At 60.0% G+C, this 17,320-nt stretch carries 15 protein-coding genes; 8 read left to right on the forward strand and 7 right to left on the reverse strand.

The window, feature by feature from the left end:
• The first annotated feature begins 73 nt into the window (after window positions 1-73).
• Both AC6IZO_RS08370 and AC6IZO_RS08375 read left to right on the forward strand, forming a co-directional pair.
• Window positions 74-580 (forward strand): hypothetical protein, encoded by a 507-nt coding sequence (locus AC6IZO_RS08370; RefSeq protein ID WP_497809891.1) that lies wholly within the window; start codon window positions 74-76, stop codon window positions 578-580.
• A gap of 74 nt (window positions 581-654) precedes the next feature.
• A complete protein-coding gene (locus AC6IZO_RS08375; RefSeq protein ID WP_497809893.1) occupies window positions 655-1,449 on the forward strand; it encodes a CPBP family intramembrane glutamic endopeptidase in 795 nt (264 codons plus the stop codon).
• Window positions 1,450-1,525: 76 nt separating this feature from the next.
• Here AC6IZO_RS08375 and AC6IZO_RS08380 read toward each other — a convergent pair whose 3' ends face one another.
• Window positions 1,526-2,962, reverse strand: a complete 1,437-nt coding sequence (locus AC6IZO_RS08380) for a S8 family peptidase (protein ID WP_497809895.1) — start codon at window positions 2,960-2,962, stop codon at window positions 1,526-1,528.
• 172 nt (window positions 2,963-3,134) lie between these two features.
• On the opposite strand from AC6IZO_RS08380, the gene pyrE reads away from it, so the two are divergent.
• Both pyrE and AC6IZO_RS08390 read left to right on the forward strand, forming a co-directional pair.
• Window positions 3,135-3,713, forward strand: coding sequence for an orotate phosphoribosyltransferase (gene pyrE / locus AC6IZO_RS08385; protein WP_497809896.1), 579 nt, complete (start codon window positions 3,135-3,137; stop codon window positions 3,711-3,713).
• Between the two features lie 36 nt (window positions 3,714-3,749).
• Window positions 3,750-4,133, forward strand: a complete 384-nt coding sequence (locus AC6IZO_RS08390) for a VOC family protein (RefSeq protein ID WP_497809898.1) — start codon at window positions 3,750-3,752, stop codon at window positions 4,131-4,133.
• Window positions 4,134-4,204: 71 nt separating this feature from the next.
• On the opposite strand, the gene AC6IZO_RS08395 is transcribed toward AC6IZO_RS08390, so the two are convergent.
• Window positions 4,205-4,342 (reverse strand): hypothetical protein, encoded by a 138-nt coding sequence (locus AC6IZO_RS08395; protein ID WP_497809900.1) that lies wholly within the window; start codon window positions 4,340-4,342, stop codon window positions 4,205-4,207.
• Window positions 4,343-4,532: 190 nt separating this feature from the next.
• Between AC6IZO_RS08395 and mtnA the strand changes: the two genes are divergently transcribed.
• Complete coding sequence (gene mtnA / locus AC6IZO_RS08400; protein ID WP_497809902.1) at window positions 4,533-5,579, forward strand: S-methyl-5-thioribose-1-phosphate isomerase; 1,047 nt, start codon at window positions 4,533-4,535, stop codon at window positions 5,577-5,579.
• Window positions 5,580-5,705: 126 nt separating this feature from the next.
• Here the strand turns inward: mtnA and AC6IZO_RS08405 are convergent, their stop codons facing one another.
• Complete coding sequence (locus tag AC6IZO_RS08405) at window positions 5,706-6,836, reverse strand: aldose epimerase family protein (protein ID WP_497809904.1); 1,131 nt, start codon at window positions 6,834-6,836, stop codon at window positions 5,706-5,708.
• A gap of 360 nt (window positions 6,837-7,196) precedes the next feature.
• On the opposite strand from AC6IZO_RS08405, the gene aroF reads away from it, so the two are divergent.
• The gene (aroF, locus tag AC6IZO_RS08410) at window positions 7,197-8,201 is read left to right on the forward strand and encodes a 3-deoxy-7-phosphoheptulonate synthase (protein WP_497804334.1); all 1,005 of its coding nucleotides are present in this window, start codon (window positions 7,197-7,199) and stop codon (window positions 8,199-8,201) included.
• Window positions 8,202-8,463: 262 nt separating this feature from the next.
• Here aroF and AC6IZO_RS08415 read toward each other — a convergent pair whose 3' ends face one another.
• Window positions 8,464-11,823 carry a TonB-dependent receptor gene (locus AC6IZO_RS08415; RefSeq protein ID WP_497804335.1) on the reverse strand — a complete coding sequence of 1,120 codons (3,360 nt, stop codon included), beginning with the start codon at window positions 11,821-11,823 and terminating at the stop codon, window positions 8,464-8,466.
• 645 nt (window positions 11,824-12,468) lie between these two features.
• Here AC6IZO_RS08415 and AC6IZO_RS08420 point away from each other — a divergent pair.
• Window positions 12,469-12,975: a hypothetical protein gene (locus AC6IZO_RS08420; RefSeq protein WP_497804336.1), complete on the forward strand. Its 507-nt coding sequence runs from the start codon at window positions 12,469-12,471 to the stop codon at window positions 12,973-12,975.
• Window positions 12,976-13,000: 25 nt separating this feature from the next.
• On the opposite strand, the gene AC6IZO_RS08425 is transcribed toward AC6IZO_RS08420, so the two are convergent.
• The 3 genes from AC6IZO_RS08425 to AC6IZO_RS08435 form a co-directional block, all read right to left on the reverse strand.
• Window positions 13,001-13,297: a hypothetical protein gene (locus AC6IZO_RS08425; RefSeq protein ID WP_497804337.1), complete on the reverse strand. Its 297-nt coding sequence runs from the start codon at window positions 13,295-13,297 to the stop codon at window positions 13,001-13,003.
• 323 nt (window positions 13,298-13,620) lie between these two features.
• Window positions 13,621-15,234, reverse strand: a complete 1,614-nt coding sequence (locus AC6IZO_RS08430; RefSeq protein ID WP_497804338.1) for an acyl-CoA mutase large subunit family protein — start codon at window positions 15,232-15,234, stop codon at window positions 13,621-13,623.
• Between the two features lie 72 nt (window positions 15,235-15,306).
• On the reverse strand, window positions 15,307-15,765 hold the full coding sequence (locus tag AC6IZO_RS08435; protein WP_497804339.1) for a hypothetical protein: 459 nt from the start codon (window positions 15,763-15,765) through the stop codon (window positions 15,307-15,309).
• Window positions 15,766-16,040: 275 nt separating this feature from the next.
• Between AC6IZO_RS08435 and glgC the strand changes: the two genes are divergently transcribed.
• Window positions 16,041-17,291 carry a glucose-1-phosphate adenylyltransferase gene (gene glgC / locus AC6IZO_RS08440; RefSeq protein WP_497804340.1) on the forward strand — a complete coding sequence of 417 codons (1,251 nt, stop codon included), beginning with the start codon at window positions 16,041-16,043 and terminating at the stop codon, window positions 17,289-17,291.
• The last annotated feature ends 29 nt before the right edge of the window (window positions 17,292-17,320 follow it).

Raw genomic sequence — 17,320 nt, forward strand, 5'->3', positions numbered from 1 at the left:
GCATCAGGCAGCAGCGGCAGGCATATAGAAAGCAAACAGCCGGTGGGATCATGCCTCTTATAATCAGGGCACGATGAAGATCGGCGCAAAACTCACGCTCCTGCTGCTGGTTGTGCTTCTGGCGGCTCCCGCCTGCCGCAGCAAAAAGAAGGACGACTTCAAGCCCAGCCCGCTTGCCTGCCAGCTTGAGAGCGGCATGCCGCAGGAAAAGGTGATGAAGAAGCTGCACCTGGCGTCCTCGGATTTCACGGTCGTCGAGGACTTTCACCCACTGGTTTCCGACACGCGCCCGCCGTTCTACATCCTCACACTCTCGCACCAAAACGCTAGTTGCGAAGGCCAGTCCGGCGAACTGCAACTCACGTTCTTCAACGACCGGTTGATGACCACGCTGTTCTATGCGGGCAATTACGAGGCGCTGCGCGCCGCCTCCGTGGATGACCGCACCGGCGACCGGCGCCTGGAGCCGAACACGCGCGTGTGGGCGGGCAAGGACCACGATGACCGCAATTACGTTGGCTGGATGGACCAGAAGCTGAAGCGCGAATATGACGACTGGTTGAACCAGTACAACCACTAGGCTCGCCAGCGGCGCCTGCGAAGGCCGAGCCGCGCGCTCTCAGATTCGCTATAGAATGGAGGTGGAGACGACGCGTGTCCACCCCTGAGCCGCCTTTTTCCCAAATCCCGGATATCATCACCCCGCAGGAGTCTGCTCCGCAGCCGCCCGGCGCGACTGCATTCGGGCTGCCGGAAGTCTTTCTCGTCTTTGTGGTGGCTGTCTTTTCCACGCTCGGCGTCGGCCTGGTGATGGTGATTGTCTTCCTCTCGCTGCACATGAAGTTTGGCAGCGCCGTCAAGGACCTGAAGTACCTGCTGGCGATGCAGGGCACGGCCTACGTAATCACCATTGCCTTCGTCTACCGCATGGCCGTGAAGCACTTCAACCAGCCATTCGGCGAGGCCGTCGCATGGCGTTGTCCGCGACGCTGGGCTCGTTTCCTGATGCTGGGCGCGGCGCTCTCCGTGGCCGTTCAGGCCAGCCTCAGCGTGTTACCCGTGCCCAAGCATCTTCCGGTCGACGACTTCTTCAAGACCGCCACCGATGCATGGATGATGACCATCTTTGGCGTGTTCATTGCGCCGTTCTTTGAAGAGCTGATCTTCCGCGGGTTGCTGTTCCCCGCTCTGCGTCGGCACATCAGCACCGTGCTCGCCGTGCTCATCACCTCGGCGGGCTTTGCCGCCATCCACGCCGATCAACTGGGCAAGAGTTGGATTCCGGTAATGGCCATCTTTGTCGTCGGCGTGGTGTTCACGCTGGTGCGCCACCGCACAGAATCGCTGGCCGCAAGCGTATTCACGCACATGGGCTACAACGGCTTTCTGTTCGTGATCGCCATGGTGCAGACCGGCGGCTACCGCCACATGGAGCGGCTCACACAATAGAGCGCGCCACAGAGTATCCACAAAACGAAAGAGGACGGCCGCAGCCGTCCTCTTGGTGTCTGTGATGGAAACCGCTTTAGTTGACGCCCACAGCCGTCGCCGCGTTGATGCGGCCTGAGCCATAGTAGGGATCGACGCCCGGCTGTCCAAGGTCGTCTGCCGACTGCTTGATTCTCTGCTTTAGCAGCGCCGGACGCCCCTTGCCGACTTCGTCAATCAACAGTGCGGCCAGCCCCGAGACATGCGGGGCCGCCATTGAGGTACCCTGCGCACCCACCACGTAGTTGCTGCCCGGGTTGAGGCGGCAGACGGCGAGTCCGCTGATGAGCGTGGTTTTGGAGCACGCCGAATAGACAGACGTGCTGTTATTGCCGCCCGGCGCGGCAACGTCAATCGCCGAGCGTCCATAGTTGGTGTAGTAGGCCGGAGCGTCGATGTTCGTCCACGGGCCATTGGTGGCCGCCTGCGACGTGGGGCCGGTGGCCGCCACGCAGACCACATGCTGCTGGTTGCAGTACGTGGAGAGGTAGTTGCCGTCGTGATCGAGATCGAGCGCGCTGTTGCCCGCCGAAACCACAATCAGCATGCCCTTCTTCTGCGCGTAGTTGAAGACCTTGTTGATGAGCGCGATGTACTGGCCACCGGCGGTTTTGGCAAAGCCGCCGCCAAGGCTCATATTGGCCACATCGGCTCCCTGGTCCGCCGCGTAGAGCACACCGCTGAGCACCATGCCGAGCGAGCCGCTGGCGTTGCCTGTCGTCAGGTTGGTGGCCAGCACCTTCACGCCAATCAGCGTGACCTTGGAGGTGACGCCGGCGATGATGTTGGCATTGCTGACGATGGTGGCCGCAACGTGCGTGCCGTGGAAGTTTATGTCGGTAACCAGATTCTTGGTCGGGAAATTGGCCGCGACAAGGGCGTCATCGGTGGGTGCGAATGAAACCGAACGCGACAGGTCGACGTGCCCGGCGAGGTCCGGATAGCTGTAATCAATGCCCGTGTCAATGACCGCGACGGTGGTGGTCGCCGAGCCGAGTTTCCCGGCGGCCCATGCGGCCGGAGCGCTGATGGCTCGCATGTTCCACTGCCGCGCGAAGAAGTAGGCACCCGCCGGATTGCTGACGCTGTCCGGCGTCTCCCCGGCGTTCAGAACATTATTGGTATCCACCGTATCATCCAGAACAAAGGTTGCATCGGCCTGAATGTCGCAGATCCCGCTGAATTGCGAACGCAGCGAATCAAGCGAGGCGGGCGTCAGGCCGTCAACCACCGCAAGCACCGGATGCTGCGCCAGGACCTTTCCCCCGACAGCGGTGACCGCGTTGGCGAAGCCGTCAGGAACGCCTGACTTGAAGGTGACAATCTGCTGCTGTCCAAAGGCCGCGACCGCAAGGACGAAAAGCACAGAAAGCGTGACGAGGATTTTCCGCATGTCGATGAGGTTCTCCCATGAGAGATTGCCGCGTTCGGCAACCAGCTTGCGCCTGTGAGGAGCGGTACGCTTGTCCTGCATTGAAGCTCGTACCGTTTAGGCCGCGTCTGGCTTTGCGCGCAGGGGGTGCGCGCCTTTTCGTGCGGTAGGCGGATTATTCACGCGGGCTGGCGGCGCGTCAACACTTTTCGGCCATTTTTCCTCCGGCAGAAAGTCGAATCCCCGGGGCTGGCCGTGGTACTTTGAATGCATCATGAATGCACGACAGCAACTGCTTGCGCTGCTGGCTACCAAGTCGTTTCGGCTGGGAGAATTCAAGCTTTCCAGCGGCGGCACCAGCGACTACTACATCGATTGCCGCGTCACCACGCTGAGCGCCGAAGGCGCACGGCTGACCGGCGAAGTTTTCCTTGGAGAGATTGAAAAGCATGGCTGGAAGGCACAGGCTATCGGCGGACTGACCATGGGAGCCGACCCGATTGTGATTGCCACCTCCGTGATTTCCGCGCAAAAAGGGCGCCCGGTCGAGGGCTTCCTGGTCCGCAAGGCGGAGAAACAGCACGGCATGGGCCAGCGCATCGAAGGCTTCCGCGAGACGGGCGCCAATGTCGTCATCGTCGATGACGTCTGCACCACGGGCGCATCGACCATTCAGGCCATCGAGGCCGCGCGGCAGTTCGGCTTCAACGTGATAGGCGTGATGTGCCTGGTGGAGCGCGAAGAGGCCAAGGGCCGCGCTGCGGTGGAAGCTGCCGCCGCACCTGCGCCGTTCGTCAGCGTGTTTACCGCGCGTGACGTGCGCACGGAGCACATCGCCGGCATGGCCATGTAGTCCGCAGTTCACCTGAGTTTGGAGGAGAGCGGTCCCATGATTCTCGGAAAAGTCGGTCTCGTCATGATCGTGGTCAGCAACATGGAGCGCAGCGTCGCCTTCTACCGCGACGTGCTCGGCCTGCCGCTGCTGTTCAGCAAGAACAACTGGTCGCAGTTCGATGCTGGCAACGTGCTGATTGGCCTGCACCCGGAGGGCGAAGAGGTAAAGGTCAGCCCGTCGAGCGGCATGTCACTGGGCATCTACGTTGAGGATGTCACCATCGCCGCAGCCGAAGTAAAGCGGCGTGGCGGAAGATTGGCCATTGAGCCGCGCACCGAGCCTTTCGGTCGCTGGGCACTGCTGCGCGACCCCGACGGCTACGGCATCCAGTTGATTGAGATGGGACGCGGCTACCGCGCGCTGCACAAGCTCGAGTAGTACAGAGAGAATACGGTAGAAATGCGAAACCCTCCGCAACGGCGGAGGGTTTTCGGTTTTACAGCGGAAGGCTACTGCGCCTGCGCTGCAACATGATGGTGATGATGATGGGTGTGGTGCTTCTTGTGGTGACGCGCGGCAAACGCCGGGCTGGCCATGGCCAGCAGCACGCCGCAGCAGAGCGCCACGGCCAGCAGCTTCTTCTTCATTTCAACCCTCCAACTTCAACAAGTAGGAACTTGCTCTTCTATTTGGATACACCTTTTCCCGTCTTTGCGGCATGCCACCGAAGTGGACTTCCGTTGACCTTTCGGCTACGGGCTGTGAATTCCGCGGCTTTGCGCCGCCGCCCGCTCCCGGTAAACTAGTGGGAACAAGACAAGAAAGAGGACACCAAGCTTGGTACAGACTCTCGAGTGGACAGAAGCAGGCGTGCGCTTTATCGACCAGACAAAGCTGCCGACCGAAGAAGTGTACGTGACCTGCAAGACCTATGAAGAAGTGGCCGATGCCATCAAGACGATGATCGTGCGCGGCGCACCGGCCATTGGCGTGGCCGCCGCCATGGGCATCGCGCTCGGCGCGCGCGACCTGAAGGCCAAGGACATCAGCGAATTCCGCAACGGCTTCGGCCAGATCTGCCGCGTGATGGGAAAGACGCGCCCCACGGCCGTCAACCTGTTCTGGGCCATCCGCCGCATGCAGCGCTGCTTTGAAGACGCCTCCGGCCGCCCGTTCGAGCTGATCCGCAAGGCGCTCATCGACGAAGCAATGGAGATTCACGCCGAGGACATCCGCATCAACCGCGCCATGGGTGCCAATGGCGCCGCGCTGCTGCCCGCGGAAGGCACCATCCTGACGCACTGCAACGCTGGAGCGCTGGCGACGGCTGGCTACGGCACCGCGCTCGGCGTTATCCGCGCCGCGCTGGAGCAGGGGAAGAAGCTGAAGGTCTACGCCGATGAAACGCGGCCGTTCCTGCAGGGTGCCCGCCTGACCGCATGGGAGCTGATGAAGGACGGCATTGACACCACGCTCATCAGCGACAACATGGCCGGATGGATGATGCATCAGGGCAAGATTCAGGCGGTTATCGTTGGCGCCGACCGCATCGCCTCCAACGGCGACACGGCGAACAAGATCGGCACCTACTCGGTTTCCATTCTGGCCAAGGCACACAACATTCCGTTCTACGTGGCCGCGCCGTTCTCCACCGTGGACCTTGAGACCGCCGACGGCTCGGGCATCCCGATTGAAGAGCGCAGTTCGCTGGAAGTGACGCACTGGGCCGGACGGCAGACCGCTCCGGACGGCGTGAAGGTTGAGAACCCGGCCTTCGACGTAACGCCGCATGAGAACATCGCCGCCATCATCACCGAGCGCGGCGTGGCCCGCGCGCCGTTTACCGAAAGCCTGAAGAAGCTGGCGGAAGGTTCGACAAAGTAACCGTTGTTCAGGCTGAGTGTTCACAAAGCCCCGCCGAGTGCGGGGCTTTTGCACGCCCACATTTCACGCGAACAGAAACGCCCGGCCTGAGCCGGGCGCTCCGCTCGAAAATCTCGCAAGCTCTTCTTACTTCACAACCGAGAATTTGTAGACCGTGAAGGTGTGATAGACCTCGCCGGGCTTGAGCAGCGTGGTCGGGAACGCCGGATGATTCGGTGAATCCGGAAAGTGCTGCGTCTCCAGAGCAAACGCGTAGCGATACTTGTAAGCTTTTCCCTGATGGCCGCTCACCGTTCCGTCGAGGAAGTTGCCGGTGTAGAACTGCACGCCAGGCTCGGTGGTGAAGACCTCAAGCATGCGTCCACTGGTAGGGTCGCTGACACGCGCAGCCAGCCGCAGGTTGCCCGGCTCGCCGTTCACCACCCAGCAATGGTCGTAGCCGCGGCCTAGCTTAAGCTGCTCATCCTCGGCGCCGATGCGCGCGCCGATCGCCGTGGGTGCCGTGAAGTCCAGCGGCGTTCCCTTCACCGGACGCAGTTCGCCGGTCGGGATCAGGTTCTTATCGACAGGCGTAAAGCGGTCAGCGTTGAGCGTCAGCACCTCGTCGAGAATCTCCTTCTGCGGCGGACCGGCCAAGTTGAAGTAGCTGTGGTTGGTCAGGTTCACCACCGTCGACTTGTCGGTGGTGGCCGTGTACTCCATCTTCAGTTCATTGTTCGGCGTGAGCGTGAAGATGACTGAAACGGTCAGGTTGCCCGGGAAGCCTTCTTCGCCGTCGGGGCTGACGCGCTTGAACTCCACGGAATTCGCGCCGACTTCACGCGCTTCCCACAGGTACTTGTTGAAGCCGCGCTTGCCGCCGTGCAGCGTGTTCGGCGCGTCGTTGGCAAACAGCGTGTAGGTCTTCCCGTCGATGGCGAAGCGCGCGTTGCCGATGCGATTGGCGTAGCGGCCCACGGTCACGCCGATGTACGGGCTGTTGGTCTCGTAGCCGGTCACGCTGTCATAACCGAGCGCGATGTCGTCCACCTTGCCGCCGCGGTCGGGCGTGCGGATGGCGACCACTGTGGCACCGTAGTCAGTCAGCTTCACTTCCACGCCGCTCTTGTTGGCCAGCGTGTACAAGTGCGCGGGCTTGCCTTCAGCGGTGGTACCAAAATCCTCGACCTTCACGGTCTTCTTGGGTGCCGCCACGCACATTGCTGCCGTCAGCAGCAGCGCGGTGAGCGCCAGGAATGCTGTCTTGCCCAGCTTCATCAGGGTTCTCCTTGCTGGATGATTGCCGCCCCGCACGCAGACGCATTGCGTGCTCGCGCGGGGAACACACCAACATAGTCGAGCGCGCCGTTTTTTGAAAGTACCGTTAAGTTTTCCGTCCCGGCTGGACAATTCCACCGAATGCCCCTACTATGAATGCAGGAATTATGTCTTCTCGTCGATTTAGCTACGCCATCTTTGCTTACCGCTTCTTCTTTGAGAGAGCGGCGAGGGTGACGAGCATGCGCGCAGAAGACTAACCAAAAGTTCAGTTGTAAGCGCAATTCAAGTTCAACCCAAACCGCGACTCTCACGAGTCGCGGTTTTCTATTTCAGGCAAATTTCCAAGGAGGAACGACAGTGCTGGTAAACATGCGCGAAGGCGCGAGCCAAGAGGAGATCGACTACGTGGTGGAGCGCGTTCGCAACGCCGGATACCAAGCCCACCTTACCTGCGGCACCGAGAAGACCGTGGTGGCCGCCGTTGGCAGCAGCGGACGCCGTAACGAAGTGGAGGCCCTGCGCGCCGCGCCCGGCGTCGAGGACGTGGTCGCCATCTCCACGCCTTACAAGCTGGTGAGCCGCAAGGTGCACCCGGAGAACACGGTCATCAAGGTGGGCGACGTTGAAATCGGCGGCGGCTCACTGGTGGTCATGGCCGGACCATGCTCGGTGGAATCGCGTGAGCAGGTTGTCGCGACGGCGCAGGCGGTCAAGAAGGCTGGCGCTACAATTCTCCGCGGCGGCGCCTACAAACCCCGCACCTCTCCTTACGACTTCCAGGGATTGGGCGAAGAAGCGCTCGAACTGCTGAGCGAAGCCAAGGCCGCTACCGGCCTGCCGGTCATTACCGAGATCATGGCCTCCGAGGATATCGACGTCATCTGCAAACACGCCGACATTCTGCAGGTGGGCGCGCGCAACATGCAGAACTTCGCACTGCTGCGCGTGCTCTCCGAATGCAAGAAGCCGGTGCTGCTCAAGCGTGGCCCTTCGGCCACGGTAAAGGAATGGCTGCTGGCCGCCGAGTATCTGCTCGCCGGCGGCAACGATCAGGTCATGCTCTGCGAGCGCGGCATCCGCACCTTTGACAACGAGGCCACGCGCAACACGCTCGACCTCGCCGCCGTGGCGCTGGCCAAGCAGGTCTCGCACCTGCCCGTCATTGCGGACCCGTCGCACGGCACCGGCCGCCGCGACCTGGTGGCCGTCATGTCGCGCGCAGCGGTGGCGGCTGGCGCCGACGGAATCATCGTCGAGGTGCACCCGCAGCCCGAGCGCGCACTCTCCGACGGCCCGCAGTCGCTGACCTTCAAGGCCTTCGACGAGCTGATGGCGAGCCTGCCCGGCGGCACCGCCAACTAGCTCGTACCCGCAACCTCATTCCTCCTCCGTTGCTCCCCTCGGCGCGCCAGCGCCGGGGCGGAGCAGCCGGAGAGATCCTGCAAGAGCGACCTCACGCACGAAAACTCTCCTGCCCCGCGCCAACCGCACACATCCCCCTTCCACAAAAAGGCGCGCTGCGATAGACGCTACCCCATCTATACGCGCTTCCGGAGCGCCGCCTTTTGAGCATGAAAAAAGCCCCTGCCGAAGCAGGGGCTTTCCGCATACGCGGAGGTTGAAGTTAGAACGTGACCTTGCCGCCGAAGACGATCGAGCGCGAACCGCCGCTGGTCAAATTTGGCTGGCCGAAGCCATCGTAATATGCAGGCGTGTCCCCCAGATCTTCCATGATCGGGTCAACGCCTTCGAAATTCCGATGGTTGAACGCATTCAACATCGTGACATGGAACTCCATGCCGATCTTCTCGGTGAATTTAGTGTTCTTGAAAATCTTGATGTTGGTGATGTTCTGCTTGTCGTCACGAAGGCTGTTACGGCCGGCAGTGCCAAAGGGCGTGCCGAACACAGCCTGGGACTCAGCGTCGTTTATGATGAAGCGGACATCTGACTTACTAACTGCAGCGCCCGTCATCCAGTCATACAGCTGTCCGCTGGAGTAGTAGCCAACGGAGGTCACCGGCGCCTTCGGATTGCTCAAGAAAGGACGCAGGTTGTCATAGGTGCTCGCGAAAGCAGAGTTAAACGAGTAGTCAGAGTAGCTGCCAGCGCCCGACAAATAGGCACTGTAGTACTGCAGCGGAGAGTACGGCTGACCAGAGGCCAGCACGTAATCCAGCGATGCGCCCCATCCACCAAGGAGCTTCCCCTTCAGGTCCGCCTGCTTGCGCAGGAACGGCAGTTCTTCCAGGAAGGTGAAAGCAAATTTATGGGTAACATCGAGGCCGCTCACCGCATGCTCGCCGTTCTTGTAGTCCAGAGGATTCTGCGAGAAGGCCGTGGTGTTGCCGGCGTCCAGTGTCGCAAAGATCTCTGAAACGTTATCGGTAGTCTTCGACCATGTGTAGGCAGCACGCATCGTCAGCTGATGGAACAGCTGCTGCGTACGTATTTCCGTCTGCAATCCGTTGTAATCAGAATAGCCGCTATTCTGACGCACACGAACGATGCCCAAGTTGCAGTTCACACGGCCCACAGCATTTGTAATTGTGCTGGACGCGCAAGGGGTCAGATTCGTGGTATAGCTCGGATAATCTGCCGCAAGATCCGCTATGTAGGGGTTGCCATTGACAGACTGGAACAACCGTCCGCCGTGGTTGCCCACATAACGAGCTTCCGCCACGATATTCTTCGCCAACTCACGCTGGATACCGAACGACCAGCTGTTGACATTATCCGCGCCGAAGTCCTTCGCAATCCGAGTTTGATTGTAATTGCGAGGATCCGCCGTACCGGTGGGAAGGTAGCTTGCCAGCGCAGCCTGAGTGTTGGTGCCGGTCGGATCAGACACCAATCCGGGAGCCGTAAAGGTGCTGGACGTACGCAACGTCGTTGCCATCACCTGCGGCGAGGCCGTTGCCATGTTGAGGTAGATGTTGTAGAACGGCGGATCGAACGACAGCCGGTAGCCGCCGCGGAGTACCGTTTTTCCATCGTGGAAGAAGCCGAAGCGCGGCGTGTAGGCGAAGCCGATGCTCGGTCCAAAGTAGGCGTAGTTCGAATCCATCTTCGGCGAGATGCGATCAGCCAAAGAGATCGACTGGGTCCAGATGTGGTTCGCCCCCTGCTCACGGGCAAGGTCCTTGTTGTAGAACAGGTTAGCCGGCTGGCCGTAGAAGGTCCAGGTCAGGCCCATATTCACGGTCAGATTCGACTTGATCTTCCAGTCATCGCCAATGTAGGCGAACGTATCATACTCGCGGAAGTCCAATCCGGGATCGCCCTTTACAATTGACACCGAAGTTGGAACGTTGTTGACGAAGTTTGTCCAGTTGGAATAACTGTACGAACCATTGATGCTCGGCAAGAAGCGATTCGGGGAGCGCTGATAGGTCCAGTTCACGCCGGCCTTCAGATTATGCTGACCGACCGAGTAGTTCCAGTTGTCCTGAACCTGCCAGGTGCTGACCGTGCGAGCCTGCGGATAGCTGGTGCTCGGACCAAAAGCCTGACGGCTATTGTAGACGGCCACATACGAGATGGCATTCGTCATGTCGGTGGGAGAGGGGATGGTTCCCATATCGCCACCGCCAAAGTCAACGTGCATCCGGCTGAAGGTCACCGCCAGATCGTTGGTCATACGGTTGTTGATGGTGCGCGTCCAACCCAGACGAACGTTGTGCGAATAGGACGGCTCATCGCCGGCATAGCCGAGAGCCACGCTACCGATCGCATTCTTGTAGTTATAGTTCTGATACAAGTAGCGACCATTGAAGCTGTCTTGGTTGCCCTTCCAGTCTACCTTCTCGATCAAATTGTAATTCTTGATGTCGCCAGGAACGCTACGGGTAATGTAAGCCGTCTCTGTCGCGCATCCCGCGATCGAGTTTGTTGCGACATTGGACTCGCTTACCTTGCCGTAGTTGACTTTGAATGGGCTGTACTTTGCCAACGCAGCGACAGAAGCGCTGTTCGGGAAGCAAGTCTGCAGAGTCGCCAACCCATTGAGTGTCGGCGTGTAGTAACTCGAAGTTCCAACATACGTCTGAGTTACCTGCTCCGTGTCAAAACCGCTAAAGAAGAACAGACGGTTCTTGAGCACTGGACCGCCGAGCGAATATCCTGCGTACAGATCGCTCAGAGACGGCGGCGAAGTAAGCCCGTCAAAATTCTTCTGAATATTCGTCAACGCATTCAACGAATCCGCATTGTAGGACCAGTACCCGCTGCCATGGAAGTTGTTGGTGCCGCTCTTGGTGACAATATTCACCACTGAGCCAGCGTTACGACCATATTCCGGGCCAAAGTTGTTGGTGACGATGTTGTACTCGGCCACCCACTCGGTGCTGGACAGGAAGGTGGACGGGCCACCCACGCTGTTGTCGTTGTTGTTCTGGCCGTCGATCTGCTGGTCATTGTTGCGGCCGCGGAGACCATTCACCGAGAAGCCGCCGCCGTTGGTGTTGGAGAAGTTGTTCTGGCGGGTGGAGGTAACACCCGGGACGAACTGCGCCAGGCGATCTAACCCCTGATTGTCGCCAAGGCTGGAGAATGTCTCCAGCGTCTTCGATTCGAAGGTGCTTGCAACCTGCGCCTGATCCGGGTTGATCAAGGCTGCTTCGGCAACCACGTCCACCTGGGTTTCGCTGCCGCCGACAGTCAGCTTCAATTGGCCAACCGAGGCAACCGAGCCCGAGTTGACATCAACTGTCGTGACGATCTTCTTGAAGCCCTGCTTGACGACCTCAACCTTGTAGGTGCCCGGAGGAACCAGGTTGAAGCGGAAGTTGCCGGTCTTATCGGTCACGTCCGTAAGCACCGCGCCGGTCTTGGTTTCGGTCGCTTTCACGTCCGCCCCAATCACGGCTGCGCCGGACTGATCCGCGACCTCGCCTGCGATTGAGCCCTTGGTCACCTGCGCCATCAGCAATCCGCCGAAGGCAAGCAGTACAACCATCAGGCCACACAGAACTCTTGTTTTCATGCTCTCTCTCCTGAGTCTCTGCTGCTGTTGGTATTGCACCCGGGGGTCCTTCATTCAACTTTCTCGGATCCATGTACACTGCAAAGCGCAGACACCGGGTTACATGAGTACATGCACGTCACTGTCCAAATGGAACGACATGCATATGATTGAAAACACAAGCGTTAGATAACACTCTGTTTAACAAAATCCAAAAATCTGTAGCCCGATAGTGCCGACTTGTTTGTCAGTCTCTTGTCAGCAATGGGAATGCGGCACTTTTCAATCATTTATTGCCATGTTTTTCAACGTGTTAGAGAACGATCCGTATCAGATTGCTCAAATTACCAGCCACCAATGTGATGGAATCCCAAACTTCCAAAATTCATAGATATCTCGGTAATCGTTCGTGTTCCACTCCCGCCGTCTGCTGCAAGGTGGCTCTCTTCCAACCGACCACTGTGCCCATAACACTCTGCATTAAATAGCTTTAATCAATCGGAGAAGAAATGTTCCGTTCCGAAACAGATGGCACTTCAAACTATGGCCGGCAATCACCCTCGCTACGAAGTTGAACAGGTGCTCCTCATCGATTCCCCGCAACTGCCGATAAGGCTCCAGAGGAACGCCATGCACCGAATCTTCCTGCTCTCTTGCCTTCTCTTCGTGTCGCTCCAACTCATTGCCGCCGACCGCTACCAGAAGGCTCTCATCACGGGGATGAAGGCCTCACCCTGCGACCGGCTGCAAAGCCTTCGCCCGCAGGCTCAGGTCGCTTTGCCAGGCATGACCATGCTGCCTCCGATGATGCCCCCAGACGAAGGCTGTACCGCCTACGAGCTGCACACCGGCAAAGTTCTCTTCCGCATCCTGACCACGCACGGCGTCATGTTGCCGGTCGGCGAAGAGGTCCTGATCCGGCTGACGAACAAAGAGCTCGACGTGCGCGTGGCGGATGCCCCCAAGGATGTGCGGACGGTGGTGCTGGAGATGACCCTGCTGGAACGAACGACTCCCGCTGAACCTCGTCCGGTACTCCGTCCGACGCCAGCCCCAACCGCCACATCAACACCGGCTTCAGCCAACTCCGCGGAAGCGAAGGCGCAAGGCAAACAGTCAGCCGCTCGCACCTGTCTCGCCATCAACGGAGACGCTGTTCCCTGCCCACAGTGATTTATTGCGCGAACGAAACCGCCCCTCAATCGGCGGCGGTCAGGTGCAAGGCGCGCACTTCGTCCATCAGCATTGGACCGGAGGCGTCCGACGCCCCGGCTTGCTGTTGCGCCTGCTGCCACGGCACGGAGTGGAAGAACAGATCGGCGTCGCGCGCCGAATCCCACTCGAACCACGCGAGCAGTTTTCCTTCGTCCTCGTGAGAATGAAAGATGCGACAGTCCAGTTCCCCGGCCGACTTGCGCTCCTGGAACAGGCGGTCCAGAGCGGCCTTCCATGCGGCCGCGTCCCGAACCTTGCAGGAATAGAAAACGTGAATCATGGCACGGCTCCCTCGGTTGCCCGGATGAAAACCGGACATTGTAGGCCGGGCGGCGGGCGGGGAACGTGACCGGTGACGCAGCAGCGTGTGACGCGCTCAGAACCGGACTTGATTCGGGGGAGCTACCCCAACAGCAGGCGCGACGGATCACTGTCAGTTCGGGGCAAACTTCGGGATACACGTCATCTCAGCCCAGGTTAGCTTCGCTGCGCTCCGCGAACCTGGGGCACCCAGAACACAATTGTTCCCCATAACACTTGACGCATAAAAAGGGCGCGACCAGTACGATCACGCCCTTCCACGTTCCGGGTGTTGAGCCATCCTCAGATGACCATGACTTCCTTGTATTCGCCGAAGACCTTGCGCATGGCGTCGGCGATTTCTCCGACGGTGCAATCGGCTTCCACGGCCTCGATGATGACCGGCATGAGGTTGTCGCCACCGCGTGCGGTGTCTTCCACCTTCTTGACGGCCGCAGCGGCCTTGGCCTGATCACGCTTGGCGCGGAAAGCCTTCAGCCGCTCCACCTGCTTGCGCTCCAGAGATTCATCGATGTGCTGCAGCGGCACGGGCTTTTCGTGCTCAAGCTGGAACTGGTTCATGCCGACAACGATCTGCTTCTTGCTGTCAACCGCCTGCTGGTACTCGTAGCTGGCGTTCTGGATTTCCTGCTGCACGTAGCCCTGCTCGATGGCCTTCAGCATGCCGCCGAGATCCTTGATCTTCTGGATGTACTCGGTGGCGCGCTTTTCAATTTCGTTGGTCAGCGACTCCACCCAATACGATCCGGCGAACGGGTCGATGGCCTGCGGCACACCGCTCTCGTAGGCGATGACCTGCTGCGTGCGCAGGGCGATGCGGGCCGAGTCCTCGGTGGGCAGCGCCAGCGCCTCGTCGAACGAGTTGGTGTGCAGAGATTGCGTGCCGCCCATCACAGCCGAGAGCGCCTGCAGCGCGGTGCGCACAATGTTCACCTGCGGCTGCTGTGCAGTCAGCGTGGAGCCGCCTGTCTGCGTGTGGAAGCGCAGCATCTGCGACTTCGGATTCTTGGCTCCGAACTGGTCGCGCATGATTTTGGCCCACATGCGGCGGGCGGCGCGGAACTTTGCCACTTCCTCCAGAAAGTTGTTGTGGCAGGCGAAGAAGAACGAAAGGCGCGGCGCAAACTCATCCACCGGCAGGCCCTTCTCCATGGCGGCCTTGACGTAGGTCATGCCGTCGGCCAGGGTGAAGGCCACTTCCTGTACGGCGGTGGAGCCGGCCTCGCGCATGTGGTAGCCGGAGATGGAGATGGTGTTCCACGAGGGCACGTTCTCGTGGCAGTAGCCGAAGATGTCGGTAATGATGCGCATGGAGGCCTGCGGCGGATAAATATACGTTCCGCGCGCGATGAACTCCTTGAGCACGTCATTCTGAATGGTGCCCTTCAGGTTCTTCGGATCGGCACCATTGCGCTTGGCCACGGCAATGTAGAGCGAGAGCAGGATGGAGGCCGGAGCGTTGATTGTCATCGAGGTCGAAACCTTCTCGAGGTCGATCTCATTGAACAGCCGCTGCATGTCCTCAATGCTGTCGATGGCGACGCCGACCTTTCCGACCTCGCCGAGAGCGAACGCATGGTCGCTGTCATAGCCGATCTGCGTTGGCAGATCGAAGGCAACCGAAAGGCCCATGGTGCCCTGGCTCAGCAGGTAGCGATAGCGCTTGTTGCTCTCCTCGGCGTCGCCCATGCCTGCGTACTGGCGCATGGTCCAGAGGCGTCCGCGGTACATGGTGGACTGCACGCCGCGGGTAAATGGGAACGCGCCGGGCGCGGCGAGTTCGTCGGCGTAATCAAAGCCGGAAAGGTCTTCCGGCGTGCAATAGGCTTTGACGGGAATATGAGAAGTAGTTTCGAAGAATTGCTCGGGCTTCTTGGCAGCGGCTTTGTCGGCCATCGCTACACCCCTTTGAAGGAAGTATGAACGTACAGCACGCGAAACCGCGAAACGTACGCCGCGATTCCGCCTCTAACGCCGCGCCTTTCGGCGCGAACGCCAGAATGAACTCAAACCGAAGTACAGGAACATCACCGCCAGAGCGGCGGCCAGCTCGGCGCGTTGCGCGTTGCGCACGCCGTGCTTGAACTCATCGTACTCACTCCAGGCCTTGGCGCCGATTCCGAGGGCGAAGAACAGGAAGAGCATTCCCGTGACCTCAAGGAACAGCAGGCTGGTGACATGTTTCAGGTTGCCCCAGAGAATTCCGCAGGAGGAGAAAAAGCCCTTGGCTGCGCGGCGGTTGCGCTCATTGGCCACGTTGTGCACGGCCTGTCCGGCGCTGGCTCCTGCGGCTCCAGCCACGCGCTCCACGTCCTGGCGCGTCACGCTGCGAACCGAGCGCACGGCGGCGCGCGTCAGCCGACCTAATCCCGTACCCACCGCTCCGGCGGTGGAGATGACGGGCATGGCTTTTTCCGTATCACTCATGCGGCTTTATTTTAGAACACGGATTGCCGCAAGGCCACGGTTGAGGTCATTAAATCTCGATTTCTCCGCGTTCCCGGAACCGTAACAGACATGGCGATTTTGCTGTGTTAGTATGCGCTGCTGGACCTCGGAGCGTTCCACCATCGGCCACGGCTGGCATGTGGGAGGCAAGAGGGTCCGCGCCGGGGGCTGGAGCGCTACCTGCCGTAATGGGCCCCTGGGACGAACCTCTCCGGCTCTGGCGGGTTGCAAGCGTCTGTAAGGCAGGGAGCGACATGAAGGACACACTGGGAGTCTTGCTCGCCGGCGGCGCCGGAGAGCGGCTGTATCCGCTCACGCGGGACCGCGCCAAGCCGGCCGTCACCTTCGGCGGAATCTACCGCATCATCGACGTCACGCTATCCAACTGCATTAATTCCAACCTGCGCAAGGTTTACATCATGACGCAGTACAAGGCGCTGTCGCTCAACCGCCACATCCGCGAAGGCTGGAATATCGTGGGCACGGAACTGGGCGAATTCATCGAGGTTCTGCCGCCGATGAAGCGCGTCAGCAACGAGTGGTACCAGGGCACGGCCGACGCCGTTTACCAGAACATCTACTCCATCGGCAGCGAGCAGCCCAAGCACGTCCTCATCCTCTCCGGCGACCACATCTACAAGATGAATTACGAGAAGATGCTGCGGCAGCACCAGGACTCGGGCGCCGACGTGACGCTGGCCACCATCCTCATCGACCCCAGTGAGACGAAGAGCTTCGGCGTCGTCGATATCGACCGCGACGGCCGTATCAGCGGCTTTGAAGAGAAACCCAAGCAGACCAAGTTGCGCTCGCCCTACAACCCGAAGATGTGCTCGGCCTCGATGGGCATCTACCTGTTCAACACCGAGGTGCTGATTCCGGCTCTGCTCAAGGACGCTGAAGACCCCGACTCCAAGCACGACTTTGGCTACAACATCCTGCCCAGGATGGTGGATGAGTACAAGGTTTACTCGTTCAACTTCATCGACGAGAACAAGAAGGAAGCGCTCTACTGGCGCGACGTGGGCACGCTCGACGCCTACTACGAGGCCAACATGGATGTGGCCGCCGTCTCGCCAATCTTCAACCTGTATGACGAGGAGTGGCCTATCCGCACGCACCAGCGGCAGTATCCGCCGGCAAAGTTTGTCTTTGCGGAAACCGGACGCAGCGGCATGGCGCTCGATTCGGTCGTCTCCGCCGGATGCGTCATCTCCGGCGGCCAGGTGCGCAACAGCGTGCTCTCGCCCGACGTGCGCGTGAACAGCTACTCCGAGGTCGATGGTTCCATCATCTTCAGCCACGTTGATATTGGGCGCCACTGCCGCATCCGGCGCGCCATCATCGACCGCAACGTGCACCTGCCGGAAGGCACCGTCATCGGCTACGACCTGGAAGCCGACCGGCAGAAATACACCGTCACCGACTCTGGCATCACGGTCGTCACCCGTGACTTCTCGCTCTTTGAGGAACCGGTGGAGGTGGATTACTTCACGAGTGAATAAGAAAGAGTTTCGAGTTTCCAAACTAAGCG

This window comes from Oryzophilus luti (assembly GCF_059726245.1).

Coding starts and splice junctions, on each gene's coding strand:
- pyrE (WP_497809896.1), top strand. CDS start 3,135: ATGAATGCACGACAGCAACTGCTTGCGCTGCTGGCTACCAAGTCGTTT.
- AC6IZO_RS08425 (WP_497804337.1), bottom strand. CDS start 13,297: ATGATTCACGTTTTCTATTCCTGCAAGGTTCGGGACGCGGCCGCATGG.
- glgC (WP_497804340.1), top strand. CDS start 16,041: ATGAAGGACACACTGGGAGTCTTGCTCGCCGGCGGCGCCGGAGAGCGG.
- AC6IZO_RS08390 (WP_497809898.1), top strand. CDS start 3,750: ATGATTCTCGGAAAAGTCGGTCTCGTCATGATCGTGGTCAGCAACATG.
- AC6IZO_RS08435 (WP_497804339.1), bottom strand. CDS start 15,765: ATGAGTGATACGGAAAAAGCCATGCCCGTCATCTCCACCGCCGGAGCG.
- AC6IZO_RS08405 (WP_497809904.1), bottom strand. CDS start 6,836: ATGAAGCTGGGCAAGACAGCATTCCTGGCGCTCACCGCGCTGCTGCTG.
- AC6IZO_RS08370 (WP_497809891.1), top strand. CDS start 74: ATGAAGATCGGCGCAAAACTCACGCTCCTGCTGCTGGTTGTGCTTCTG.
- AC6IZO_RS08380 (WP_497809895.1), bottom strand. CDS start 2,962: ATGCAGGACAAGCGTACCGCTCCTCACAGGCGCAAGCTGGTTGCCGAA.
- AC6IZO_RS08430 (WP_497804338.1), bottom strand. CDS start 15,234: ATGGCCGACAAAGCCGCTGCCAAGAAGCCCGAGCAATTCTTCGAAACT.
- AC6IZO_RS08395 (WP_497809900.1), bottom strand. CDS start 4,342: ATGAAGAAGAAGCTGCTGGCCGTGGCGCTCTGCTGCGGCGTGCTGCTG.
- AC6IZO_RS08415 (WP_497804335.1), bottom strand. CDS start 11,823: ATGAAAACAAGAGTTCTGTGTGGCCTGATGGTTGTACTGCTTGCCTTC.